The 13187-nt window shown below is 54.6% G+C and carries 8 protein-coding genes; 4 read left to right on the top strand and 4 right to left on the bottom strand.

Annotated features, from left to right (window positions below):
* A partial coding sequence (locus ENN68_05475) for a hypothetical protein (GenBank protein HDS45527.1) occupies nt 1-520 on the bottom strand: 520 nt, incomplete at its 3' end.
* A gap of 22 nt (nt 521-542) precedes the next feature.
* On the opposite strand from ENN68_05475, the gene ENN68_05470 reads away from it, so the two are divergent.
* Together ENN68_05470 and ENN68_05465 are read left to right on the top strand one after the other, a co-directional pair.
* Nucleotides 543-737, top strand: a complete 195-nt coding sequence (locus ENN68_05470; protein ID HDS45526.1) for a hypothetical protein — start codon at nt 543-545, stop codon at nt 735-737.
* A gap of 639 nt (nt 738-1376) precedes the next feature.
* Nucleotides 1377-2210, top strand: a complete 834-nt coding sequence (locus ENN68_05465) for a tetratricopeptide repeat protein (protein ID HDS45525.1) — start codon at nt 1377-1379, stop codon at nt 2208-2210.
* Nucleotides 2211-2559: 349 nt separating this feature from the next.
* Here the strand turns inward: ENN68_05465 and ENN68_05460 are convergent, their stop codons facing one another.
* The 3 genes from ENN68_05460 to ENN68_05450 all read right to left on the bottom strand — a co-directional run bounded on the left by ENN68_05460 (nt 2560) and on the right by ENN68_05450 (nt 7403).
* Complete coding sequence (locus ENN68_05460) at nt 2560-5295, bottom strand: hypothetical protein (GenBank protein ID HDS45524.1); 2736 nt, start codon at nt 5293-5295, stop codon at nt 2560-2562.
* Nucleotides 5296-5788: 493 nt separating this feature from the next.
* Nucleotides 5789-6436 (bottom strand): hypothetical protein, encoded by a 648-nt coding sequence (locus ENN68_05455; protein HDS45523.1) that lies wholly within the window; start codon nt 6434-6436, stop codon nt 5789-5791.
* A gap of 214 nt (nt 6437-6650) precedes the next feature.
* A complete protein-coding gene (locus tag ENN68_05450; GenBank protein HDS45522.1) occupies nt 6651-7403 on the bottom strand; it encodes an RNA methyltransferase in 753 nt (250 codons plus the stop codon).
* Between the two features lie 78 nt (nt 7404-7481).
* On the opposite strand from ENN68_05450, the gene truA reads away from it, so the two are divergent.
* Complete coding sequence (gene truA / locus ENN68_05445; GenBank protein HDS45521.1) at nt 7482-8342, top strand: tRNA pseudouridine(38-40) synthase TruA; 861 nt, start codon at nt 7482-7484, stop codon at nt 8340-8342.
* 324 nt (nt 8343-8666) lie between these two features.
* Nucleotides 8667-12821, top strand: coding sequence for a hypothetical protein (locus ENN68_05440; protein ID HDS45520.1), 4155 nt, complete (start codon nt 8667-8669; stop codon nt 12819-12821).
* Nucleotides 12822-13187 lie beyond the last annotated feature (366 nt).

The following is a 13187-nucleotide window of genomic DNA, read 5'->3' as shown; positions in this document are numbered from 1 at the left end:
CGCCGCTGTCGAGCTCGGCGTTGCCAGTCCAGAGCGTCGTAGCGAAGAGTGTGATCGTGTCGCCACCCTGAGCATACCAGGCAACGTGGCCCGACGTGCCGTTAATGCTATTCCCTGTCCAGCTGGTGCTGCTGTTCGCGTCAATACTGCCGGCACTCCACAGCTCCAGATCGCCGCTGTCGAGCTCGGCGTTGCCAGTCCAGAGCGTCGTAGCGAAGAGTGTGATCGTGTTGCTCCCGAAAGCCTTGATGAGTACGCCACCACTCGCATACCCATTACCCGAAAAAACAATGCCTGACTGTGTATCGACTGAGCCCGCAGCTTCGAGCGTAATGCTGCCGCTCGTTCCGGTAGGAGCATCGGCGGTATAAATCGAGCCCCCGTTTTTGACGGTAATGTCGCCACCCGAGATGATCGTTATATCGCTGTTCGTCGTATTGATGGTTCCGTTCTCAATGAGCACATCGCCCGTTGTCAGAATCGTCACTGACCCGTTGTAGCTGACGCTCGTATTTTTCACCGTGTAGTTGCGGTAGTTGTAAGTGCCGCCCGGCAGCTCCTGGGGCGCGACATCAATCGCCTCAAAATCTTCAGTACCGTTCGATACGCCCGAGATCTCACCGATCGCAGGCATATTGGGCATGTTGGGCATATTGGGCATGTTGGGCATGTTGGGCATGTTGGGCATCGCCGGCGGACAGGCCGATGAATTCTCTGCGTACGTGACTGCTCCTTGAGTCGGTGCAGTTCCTGTGTTGACCTCGCTATTCGTTACGGTTATCGCACCTGCGGATACCAGACCAATGCCTGCAAAAATCAGCACGATCAAAGCCAAGCTTACCGCTAGCTTACTGTTCGCCATTTCGTATCACTGTAGTGGTGGTGTACCGTCATTCTATTTAATACTTCCGGATCGGCTCGCTCAACTATAGGTGGTGCTGATCTATCTCTATACATACAGCACCCGCACGTAACGGTGATTTACACGCGCGCGGGCGGACGCTTTTGGCAGAATCAGCTGCAGCGCACCGCTTCTGTCTGTAACTGCTCCGCGGGTGCACGATAAGAACCGGACGAAAGCGGTACCACACTGACTGGCACGGGGAAGCACTGCGATACTCGCTGGGTGGTCGCGTTAGTGCGCGTGCAGGAGCTCGCAGGGGCTGTCTCTGAGATACTAACATAACACGATTACCCGGTTACCAACCGTACCGTATCTTTATAGCTTATCCGTGATATGTCTAGTATGTGCATGCAGGCACGCACTCTCGTAGCGTAGCACGGTAAACGCGAAGAGCGGGTGTTCACAGGCGCGTATGGTGCGCGTGACCTGTACTAAACTGAACTGAACGTGACTGAGGTAGGTAGTAAGTAAGATGCAACGCACAACCGTATCACGGGCTCTTCTGCTGGGTGTGGTGATCGGCATTTGTCTGTTCCTGCCGCTCGTTGCCGCAGAGACCGCGGAAGAATGGAACGAGCGCGGTTTGGAATATGGGCTGCTCGGTGACTACGAGAACGCTCTTGCGTGTTTTAATACCGCGATCGAGCTGGATCCTGCGTACGCACCCGCATATTACCATCGTGGCATTACGTATGGTAACGTGCAGCAGTACGAACGCGCGCTTGAGGATTTGACTACCGCGATCGGGCTGGATCCTGAATACGGTGAAGCATATTATAATCGCGGACTGGTGTATGATTCCTTGAACCAGTACGAACAGGCGATTGACGATTTCACCGCGGTTATCGCGCTCTATCCCACGTATGCTGAAGCATATTACCATCGAGGCAATGCGTATGGTAACTTACAGCAGTACGAACGTGCGATCGAGGATTTCACTACCGCGATCGGGCTGGATCCTGAATACGGTGAAGCATATTATAATCGCGGACTTGCGTATAAAGCCACCGCACAGTACGAACCGGCGATTGACGATTTCACCGCGGTTATCGCGCTTTATCCCGCGTACGGTGAAGCATATTACCATCGCGGGCTTGCGTATGAGGCCCTGGAGCAGTACGAGCAAGCGATAGCGGATTTTGACCGGGCGATCGAACGGGACCCCACGTTATCAGAAGCGTATACCGCCCGGGAACGTGCAAGAACGAACCAGGAAGCGCAAAAAAAGCTCGGCGATGCCGGGTTCGAACTGCTGCTCGCTCTGGCGGGCTTACTCGCTGTTGCTGTTTTTCGAGTACGGAACTGAAGTGGCTCGAAGTGCGGGCGATTGGGTGCCTGCTGTCGCACTACTCAGGATCACCGATATGGTAGAGACTACACACGCCGGGTTGAGATCAGCGACTCCGGGGTGTACGTGCACTACTCTTCTGGAGCGTGAAAAGGGCCCCGAGTATGCGCTGGCTTCGGCAAATAACTACCGTGTACCGCTCTGCGTAAATATCCGCGTTCTTCATTCCTGAACCAGGAGAAGAGCCATATACGCTATACTATACTTCTCCGCGCGACTGCCGGTCGTCTCACTGCCGCCGGAACTCACGGTAGGCTGCGATACGAAATCAAAAAAAGAAAAAAAAAGAGAAAGAGGCTGTAGCTAATTAGTGCCTCTTTCTGCTCACGCTGAGTACTGCTATGGCCGCCAGCAGGCTGACGAGTGCGATGAGGCCGGTTGGTGTCAGGAGCGGGACTTCCTGGACTACCGGTGGTGCCACAACGACCGTTGCGCAGTCAGTAGCGTTTACCGTACCGCTCACTTGCCCGGGAGTGATGAAATCAGCCGTCACCGTGGCGCAATTATCGTACGCGCCCTCCGCCAGGTCATCGACGGTCGCTTCGAACGTGATCGTGAAATTCGCGCCGGGTGCCAGCGGTTCAAACTGAAGTAAGTGCCCGGGAGCGATAGGATCGTTCCCCCACCAATCGACAGCAAAAGCAATCCAGCCGGTCTCATTAATACCGCTCACCCCACCATCGTCGGCCGGGTTTGCCGTGCCAGCAGCATAGCTGAGTCCAGCATTGAACTGCTTCAACGGGAAGTTGTCGCGTACTGAAAGGTTGGTAAGATTGACGTTACCGCAGTTGTTGATCCAGAGTGTTATCACCAGCGTATCACCGGGCTCGGCGGTTGCAGAGTCCTCACCGTTTATCCACTTCACCAGTTCTATGCACGGTTCTTGACCGACCTCCTGGCGGTTCGTGAAGTTGAGGTTCGTTATCTCCGTCTCTATGAGCGTGATATTCTCATGACAGCCACTGGTAGATGCCGGGTCATCGATCAGCCATCCGGGTTGGCGCACTTCGCACACCGTATACGTGCCGGGCGGTAAGCCGCAAACGAGCCAGTAGCCCGTGCCGTCCGTTGTGTTTGCAGCAACGAGAGCACCGGTGCTATTCATCACGGTGATCGTCCAGTTGGCGAGACCCACGCCGCTCTCGTTCAGCTTATACCCTGAAAGGCAGTAGACTGATTCACGAATCGTGAAGTTGAGGTTCGTTATGCTCGTCCCTATGATCGTGATGTTCTCATAACATCCTGAAGCAGGGTCATCTACACTCCACCCCTCCTGGAGTTCTGCACAGACCGTAAAGAGCCCCGGTATGAGCGCGCAGACTTCCCAGTAGCCGGACTCGTTCGTCTCGCTACTCATCGCACCGGCACAGCTCGTCACGTTGATCGTCCAGTTGGCAAGACCCACACCGCTCTCGTTCTGCGTATAGCCTGAGAGACAGAAGGTCTCAAGCGGTGCGCACAGCGCGGGGAAGCTCAAAAACGGCTCGTAATCCACCGTTCCCGGATGCTCATTGATGCTCGCGGCGATGACCGCATCGGTCTTCGTGCCCCAGTAATTATTTTCCGCGATAACGCTGTCGTTCTGGTCATTATAGAGATTATAGTGCCAGCTGCAATCGTCCTGCTGAACGCCGTTGGCTAGGATATTGTTCTCTGCAATGGTGTTCCCGGTGCTGCCATTAAAGAGGTAGAGCCCGTACTGGCTGTTACTGTGTATCCAGTTACAGGTGATGGTGTTGTTGCTCGCGGCATGCCGCAGGTTAATGCCGGTGCCTGTGTTGTTCGAGACGGTGTTCCCGGTCAGGGTGTTGTTGGTGCTCGAGCGAGACAGGTGAATGCCCGCGCCTAATTCTGTAACAGAACCAGATAAGCCGTAGCCATTCGTGTTTGCGGTGTTGCCCGTGAGATTATTGCTGTTGCTCGAAAAACCCAAGGAAATGCCGTACCAGCGATTCGAGTTTGCGGTGTTGTTAGCGATGGTGTTGTAGTTGCTAGACCAAATAGTCGAAATGCCATTAGCGTTGTCCGAGACGGTGTTGTCGATTAGCGTGTTGTTAGTGCTCGAATAAGTCAGGACAATGCCGGAGTAGGTGTTGTTCGATGCGGTGTTGCCGGTCAGCGTGTTATAGGTGCTCGATTGGGCCAGAGCAATGCCGGATTGGTTGTTCGAGGTAGCGGTATTGCCCGTGAGGGTGTTGTAGCTCGAAGAATCCAGGTGAATACCGGACTCATTGTTCGAGGTAGCGGTGTTGCCCGTGAGGGTGTTGTAGCTCGAAGAATCCAGGTGAATGCCGGATAAGTCGTTCGAGTTTGCGGTGTTGCCCGTAAGGCTGTTGTAGCTCGAAGAATACAGGCGAATGCCGAAGAAGTCGTTCGAGTTTGCGGTGTTGCCCGTGAGGGTGTTGTTGTTGCTCGAAAAATACAGGCGAATGCCGCGGGTGGTGTTCGAGGCGGTGTTATTCGTCAGAGTGTTGTTGCTCGAAGAAGACAGCCAAATGCCGCTGTAGCTGTTCGAGTAAGCGGTGTTGCCGGTCAGCGTATTGTCGTTGCAAGAAGTCAGGCGAATGCCTTCATAGTTGTCCGAGGCAGTGTTGTTCGAGATGGTGCAGTTATTTACGTGATAGAGATAAATACCGGCAGAATTAGTCGCTGCCCCGGTCACCGTGAACCCGCTGATGGTCACGTGATCAGCCGTCACGTTGAAAACATGGTCGCTTGCACTTGCCGCCTGAACCGTCGTGAGCAGCGCGCCATTCAGTGACTGGATCGTCAACCTCTTGTTTACCAGTACGTTCTCGGTGTACGTGCCGTCGTGCACGATAATCGTATCGCCAGGATTCGCCGCATCCACAGCGGCTTGAATCGTGGTGTAGTCGCACCCGGAGGCGCAGACCGTTATATCAGCCGCACTTGCACCTGTCGTGAGCAGCGTCAGCAGCGAGAGGAGCACGATCGCAGCCACGAGACTCCGCTTCTTCACCAGCGTGTATGTACATATAGCGGCACGCTGGCCGCATCCTTCTTTGCTTCGTTTGGTATACATGAATGTTGTCACGAACGCTTCTAGTTCACGGGGATTATAAAAGCCTTTTGGTTTTTTACTAAACGTGTTGAGTACGATTATTATTTCGTTTTGCCTTTTTGGCGTTATTCATACCTCGTGTCATCATTCAGGGCTGCACGTAATCGGACGTAAAACCAACCGGAACGAGCGCTGTGCGTGCCCCTGAGCAGACGGTCAGGGCGATCAGCATGGTGGAGGATGAATGGGTTGAGCGGCACGATAAACGCGGTCGCAGCAGCGAATTCTCACTGCCGCTCGCGCTTCTCCTGTTCACGGCGCTTGCGCTCCGCGCTCCGCAGGATGCCCCGCCGCGTACGCTCTCGCTTGTGCGCGCGGTATTCGATCTCCGCGAGATCAACCACGAACGTGAATCGAGCGTCAAAAATCAACTGTTACAGAACACGCAACCACCAATCTATGAAATCCGGCACACCTGCTTGCGTGGACACTCTCTCACGTACGCAAATGTGCCTTAATGACTGTGAAGCCCGGGCTGCTTCCAACCGCTTGAGCCATGCTTTTCCGCTCCGATCTCCGTGGCGAGTGCCTCGATTCGTGCCTCCGTGCTGTGCTCATGGTGGGCGATCAGCTCCTTCAGCTCACTGTTATCACCATGCAGCAGTTTGAAATTCGCGTTACTCTCGCTCCGCAATCTCTTCAGTATATCAGTGCTAGAATGTAATGTCTCGAGCATGAGGTCTTGCTTCTCGAGCATGAGGTCTTGCTTCTCGAGCATGAGGTCTTGCTTCTCGAGCATCATCCCCGTGTCCTTCTTGATCTCCTTCTGCGTCCCAGATAGCTCCATGCCGATGCTCACGAACTTGCCCATCTGCGTGAGCATGAAACGCTGTGCAAAGCGCTCGATCGGCCTGATGCTGCCTTTGTACTCCTCGGCCTCGATCGCACCCACCTCCGCGCCTTCCGGCTTTTCCGCACCCAACAAATCACAGAACTGCGCGATCGCAGCCGCTTCTCCGCCAGCGAAAACCTCCACACCGCCCTTTGTATTCCGTGCCTGGAATTCGAGAAGCCCCAGCTCATCGGCACGCTCGTATAAGAATAACCTATAGCCGATATCCTGGACCACCGATCCCGTTATGATGATCCGCATTCGCTTCATTCGCGCTTCGCCTCTGCTCTTTCGGAGATGCTTTACCTGTTAGTCCGCCTCTTTAATAAACTTTTTATGCTCCGCATAAAAGCTTTGCGGTATACGCCCTGCTATGAACGCATACCGGGAAACGCACTGTGCACGCCTGAAACGGGCGGCCATGGTGATCGGCACCGTGCAGCTGGTTCGAACGAACGATAAGTTGATCAGATATTCGCACTTCTCACTGCCGCTCGCGCTTCTCCTGTTCACGCAGCGTGCGTTCCGCGCTCCGCAGGATGCCCCGCAGCGTCCGCACCTCGCGCGCGGTCAGCACCGCCCGGCCCAGGAGCCGCCGGAGCAGGAGCAGGGTCCGCTCACGCCGGTGCGCGCGGTACTCGATCTCCTCCAGGAAACTGCTGATATGTTCAAACAGCCGCTCCTTGTCCGCAACGGCCGCCAGTGCCGGGGGCTGCTGCGCCATACTACTCCCCGGTTCGCATGACTGCTGACCCGCGTACAGCTCGTACAGCACGATCGCGACAGCGTGCGAGAGATTAAGCACCGGATACGCCGCACTCGTCGGGATCGAGACCAGGAGATCGCAGTGCACGAGCTCATCGTTCAGGAGCCCACGATCCTCCGGGCCGAAGAGCAGCGCGAGCACGCCCTCTCCTCCGCATTCTGCCACCTTCGCGACCAGCTCACGGGGCGGGAACAGCGGCTTGCGCAGATGACGAGTCGCCGAGATACCGGTCTTCGCCGTCGTGCCCACCACGAGCGTCGAGCCCGCGATCGCATCCTCCAGACTGCTCACTACAATACTTGCCCTGAGCACGTCACCGGCATGTGAGGCGACCCAGAACATCTTCTCGGTGAGCGCAGGCGGGTTCACGAGATACAGCTGCTTACCGTACCCGAAATTCTTCAGCACACGCGCTACCGCACCGATATTCTCCGCCAGCTTCGGCTCCACCAGGATCACTCGCACGTCCATACGCACTCCTCTTTTACGTGCAGCTTGCTTAGGTAGTTCTACCGTAACGTAAAGAATAACAACACGCTAAAAAGGCACATGGCGCGCATAGCACTCAAGATCGGGTACCTCGGCACGCACTACCACGGGTTTCAGGTACAGCCGCAGTCGGCCGTGCCGACGATCGAGGGCGCGCTCTTCGAGGCACTGGCCGCGCTGCAGATCGTTGAGGACCGTTCATCGGCGAACTATGCCGCTGCCGGGCGGACGGACAAAGGCGTGCACGCGCTCGCGCAGGTCCTCTCCTTCGATACCGCGCAGCTCAAGCTCAGCCCGCGTATGATCAACAGCATGCTGCCCCGGGACATCTGGGTCTTCGGGCTCGCGCAGCCTGATTCTGACTTTAACGCACGTAAAGACGCGCTCAGCCGCACGTATCGCTATTACCTCTACACGCCGCCGGATACGGACCTGGAGCTCGTACGTATGCAGGACGCCGCCACGCGCTTCATCGGCACGCACGACTTCTCTCATTTCGCACAGGCGCCTGGACACCGCGAGCAGGAAGCCGAGTATTTCTCGAGCATCCGCGAAATAAAGCGGCTTGAGATCACTCGTGCAGCAGACGCACCGTTTATTATTATTGAGATCGAGGCCAACAGCTTCCTCCGGAAGATGGTGCGGAAGATCGTTACGGCACTGACACTGGTCGGTCGCGGGAGCAGAACACACGATTGGATAAACGCGCTGCTGGAACGACGGATTACCGAGGCGATCGAGCCAGCACCGCCCTTCGGGCTCGTGCTCGCGAACGTCACGTATCCGGCGATCAGCTTCGTGGAGGACGAGTACGCAAAACGGCATGTCGTTGCCCGACTCACCGATGCGCTCCTCGTGCACGCATCCACGGCCGCGGTGGTGCGCAGCATGGTGCGCGAATACACGCCCGGGACATCGTGAACGTCACGGGGCTGTAAGGGAGTACGAACGCAGCGCGCGTACTGATTATTACCTACCAATCGAACTTCCGGGCATCACCCTAAGTCCCTGAGCTGGGCTCTTCTGCCGTTACCGTCCGGTACTAAGATTCCTGGTGGAATGAAGGCATCGATCCCACCGAGAACGGCAAAGAGTGCCCAGTTACACCACTGACTCCGCCGTTGCACGTCCGCTTTGATGCGGATCCGCACGGCCGCTGATCTCGTTGGGGAATGAAGCCACAAAACAAAACCCGCTGACCTTAAATAGGGCCGTTACCTTCCCTTTTACGGGGGGTGTGTTGGAATGCAAAAGAAGGATGGCCGGACGTTGTGTGGGTCGATTGTACTCGTAATGGTAATTACTTCGCTCTTAACGTGCACCGTGAGCAGTGGCGCCGGTGAGTCTGACCTGGTTATTACCGACGTGTGGACTGATGGGGGCGAGATCTGTTATCAGATAAGGAACAGCGGCGATGCCGTTGCTCCAAAAGGTCACTACACGACGCTATTCATTGATGGCGAGCCACGGGTTAATGACCTGGTAGAGGTGGAGTTGGTACCACAAGAGCGGATGAAACGATGTTTCAACTACGGATGGCAGTGCAGTCCTCCATACGATACCATAGCGGTCTGTGCCGATCACAAGAACGAGGTGAGTGAGGCTAACGAAACAAATAACTGGAGGAACGAGACCTGGAAATGCGATACCGAGGCACCGGTGATTAATACAGGCCCCACCGTGTCCGAAATAACCCTGAGTTCGGCCACCATCTCTTGGAACACCAGCGAAGAGAGCGACAGCGTGGTGAAGTTTGGTGACCGTGCAGGGACATATGAGCATCAGCAGTCCAGTCTGGGGCTTACAAAGGTGCATCAGATCGTTTTGAGCGATCTGAAGCCTTCGACCACCTATCACTATGCCGTGCAATCAACCGATGCGAGCGAGAACACGGTAGTCAGCCGGACTGAGTTCTTTGAAACGTCGCCGTTGCCTGATGATAAGCCACCGGTGGTTCACGCTCTTACTATCTCCAGAGGGAAGACTGACTTTCTGTACTACGAAATAGCCGCAGACGTTTCTGACAACATCGGTCTCGAGCGGGTCGAGTTCTACCTCGATGACCTTCTTCTGGGGACTGCGTACTCTCCTGAGCCGGACGCTGATAATCGTATCGGGGCTGATTATTCTGCACGATATCAGTGGTACCTGAACCCATTTTCCACGGGAATGACACATGCGGAGTTTTTCGCCGATAAGCATACAATAAAAGCGTTAGCAGTTGACAATACCTTACTTATGGCAACCCCCTTTTATCGGTTCTTTGACCCCCCGTATGAGTGCGAGAGTATTGGCATGGCGATGAGACAACCTCATTCGGATTATAGCATCTACATCGACTACCGCGAGGGTGACACGGTTCCCGCTGGAACTATTGTGCCTGTCGAGGTGTATGCTGCGGTGGAGCAGGAGAGTTGTGAATGTACGCGGTGGAGATATGATCCTCGCGGGGTTACCCGGTGTGCTGATTTTCGGTGTATGACTATGTTGTATCCGGTTTCCGCGGTAGAATTCTACGTCAACCATGTACCGATTCCCAACAGTTCTTCTTCGGGCTATATATATACCGGTTATTGGGATGCCAGCGGCCTGGGTCCTGGAACGTATTCCATTCGGGTTGATGCTCGTGCAAACGAAGGCTGTAAACAAACGATCATACGCAACGTATCGGTAGAGGCGCGCGAGCCGGGACTTCAGGTCAGCCGGGAGGTCACCAGAATTGGCAGCCATTTCAAGGTGGAGTTGAGCATAGAGAACCGCGGGACTGCAAGCGTTCAACTGGATCGGATTGAGGATAATGTGGATGGCTTCCAGCCAATACGAACGAGTGCTGCGAGTGAGTACAGGGTGACTACTGACTGTACTACTGATGGCAAGCACTGCGACATCGAGATTGATCTATTTTCTGAGCGGTTGGCTCCCGGGACAGAGATCACGGTAGAATACGAGGCTGTGCCGGTTTTATATCCTGATTTTGGCCTCGCCGAGTACGGTATCGGCGATGAGGCGGTGAGCATCATGTATGATTCGGGTACACTGGATTTCGATAGGCCCGGTATCCTCACGTCAGACCGAACGCGGCTTGCCCATGCACTAGGAGCTGCTCTGCTGGAGTCCGATTATTTGATCGTGACAAACCCAGAACGATTATTCGACCACTACCATGACCGAGCGGTAGACGAGCTGTTATCAGCCATGGCCAGCCTGGCCGTCGCGAAGAGCGGCGTACTGGGATATCTGAATACCACCAGTCACTCGACGGTTAAGAATTTGATAGGGCCCGGTGGCGGGTGGAGTCGTCAACTGGATCCTGATTGGACCTCGACGGGATACCTGTTAATCGTTGGTGAGACCGAGATCGTGCCCTCTCGAAACGTCTATGACCGAGGTATCCGCAACGCTACCTTGGACTATGACTGGCAAGTTTATCCTGTTCCATTATCTGATAACTACTACGCGGACATTTGTGGAAACGATAATATTCCGGAGTTGATTGTGGGACGACTCATAGGTGATAGCCCTGCTCAGGTGATGCGGCCAATCGAAACCAGTCTTCTTGACCAATTTGATCGCACCGATGCGTTCGTGGTAAGTGGCTTCGACTCATTTGATACCGCTGTGACAACTAGTTTCGAGAGAAATGCGGACGAAATCGCCGCTATACTTGACGACGAGTTCACGGTCGAGCAGATGTATGTTAGCGATTTCGCTCCTCCAGTTACACATGCGCAACGGCTTGAGAATTTCACGGCTCGAGCTCAGGATAAGGACGTTATTGTTTATCGGGATCACGGCGAAATAAATGCGTGGAATTTTATCATTCATGAAGATGATCCCCCGGTCGATTTTGGCACCAGTTGTCCCTTTGCCTTCTGCCTTGCTTGTTTAACGGGCAATTTCGAGGATGCCGATGACAATGATTACTGTATTGGCGAAGCTTTTTTGGATAGTAATGCCGGGGTTTATATCGGTGCGACCGAGCAATCATCGCGTGATGTTAATAATAATGCGGGTAAAAATTTCTTCGAGTCCTGGGTCAACAGCCCTCTCACCATAGGGCAGGTTCTTAAAGAGACCAAGAGGACACTGAATACGTCAAAAGATAAGGAGCGTATGTGGATACTCGAATACAACCTCTATGGTGATCCCAAATACGGTGCGTCACCAGCAGCTGCTGGGTTAACGACCATACCGCAGTCGTCACAACCCGTAGCTTCACTTGCGGTGGCCGTTCCCGATTATGTAGTAAAAACAATAGACGGGTTAGATTATGTTGAACTACCCGGTGGCCAGGCGGAAATGGAAGAAGGTAAACCGCTGGTACCCTATTACACCGTCTCACGGGACTATGCCCGGGGCTATAGGGTGCAAGAGGTTATACTGACGGAACGATCTGGCCTGACCACCGCAACAGGGTTCAATTTGCCTCTGGTGAGCCTGGCTCCCGGTGGCAAGGCGGGCATTGCTTCAGGGGCATTCGACGATTTCGCGGGTTCAGAATGGTATCCCCGGGGCGAATACGGGTGGAAAATCATACAGAACCCTGATGGCAGCACGACCGTACATATAGCACTGTTCCCCTTCTACTACAATCGCCTCACCACCGATGTCCGCTTTTACCAGAAGTATACGTTTGAGATTGCGTACACCGCGTCACCCGTTGAGATAACCCACCTCAACACTGACAGGGATGCTTATCCCCCGGGAGATACTGTCTCGATTGAGCTCTGGCTAAATAACCCCGGCGAAACTCAAGATGTTATTGTCGACGCGGTGGTGAGAGCTGAGGGCTCAGGTGAGCTGGTGGATGGTCTACTCCTCCACACCCTGAAAGGATTGAAAGGGCCTGCATCGTTCGCTCTCCCGTGGGACAGCAGCGGAGTTGCGCCGGGATATTATTATGTGGCGGTGAGCCTGAAAGACACCAGCGGCAACGTGCTGGATCAAGAGACCGAACTGTTCAGGCTGGGCATCTCTTCCGGCGAGATGGTGAGCTTGACCGCGACGCCAGAAATCTTCGCTGGCGGAGACGCGATAGAGATCGAGATGGCTTTCAGGAATAACGGCACCGTGAACATCTCCGGTACGGCGATCATAAAAGTCCTCAACTCGACCGGATACGCGACAGAAGTGGTCAGGCACAACGTGACCAACGTGGGCCCCTCCGAATCGATCTGCTTCCGCGATGAATGGGATACGTCCGGGGCAGAAGGAGGCTCTTACAGGATTCTTGGCTATGTTCTGTATGAGAGCACAGCTACTGAGCCCGTCACGATCAGCATACACGCAAAAATGGTTGACACCGTTGGTGCATCAACACTCACCCCTGGTGGCCTCATCGCACTCGTCAGCCTGCTCGCGGCAATCGCAGCAGTTGCAATCGTACGAAAGCGGCGCTAAAAAAAGCATCATCGCTAGCTAGTGCAGGGAATAACGCCCCGAGAGAGTTCGTGGACCGCAACGGCAAACAGCACGAGGGCTGGATACCGGCGATACGGCCGCAGTGATAGAACGTGGGTTACTAAACTGATAACTGAGCTAATTCGATTAGCTAGTGTGGCACTTCTCCCGATTGAGGATAGGATTGAGCGGTGAAGAAACGCACGATTGAAGTTCTCTCGTCGTGAAATCCCTGATCAGAGTCTGTTTCATCCCACCGCAGGATCGCGGATTTTGCGAGAATCTGGCAACTTTGGGTTGAGTGAGACCTCAGCAACGATCTCTACGATATTCTCGAGTGGTATACGTACACTTTGGTCACGTTGT

The organism is Methanomicrobia archaeon (assembly GCA_011049045.1).
GTDB lineage: Archaea > Halobacteriota > Syntropharchaeia > Alkanophagales > Methanospirareceae > JACGMN01.
This window is presented reverse-complemented; position numbering and strand designations above follow the sequence as displayed.

Bases quoted from the DNA above. Each gene is read 5' to 3' on its own strand.
- truA (HDS45521.1), top strand. From the start codon at position 7,482: ATGGCGCGCATAGCACTCAAGATCGGGTACCTCGGCACGCACTACCAC.
- ENN68_05465 (HDS45525.1), top strand. From the start codon at position 1,377: ATGCAACGCACAACCGTATCACGGGCTCTTCTGCTGGGTGTGGTGATC.
- ENN68_05455 (HDS45523.1), bottom strand. From the start codon at position 6,436: ATGAAGCGAATGCGGATCATCATAACGGGATCGGTGGTCCAGGATATC.
- ENN68_05460 (HDS45524.1), bottom strand. From the start codon at position 5,295: ATGTATACCAAACGAAGCAAAGAAGGATGCGGCCAGCGTGCCGCTATA.
- ENN68_05450 (HDS45522.1), bottom strand. From the start codon at position 7,403: ATGGACGTGCGAGTGATCCTGGTGGAGCCGAAGCTGGCGGAGAATATC.
- ENN68_05440 (HDS45520.1), top strand. From the start codon at position 8,667: ATGCAAAAGAAGGATGGCCGGACGTTGTGTGGGTCGATTGTACTCGTA.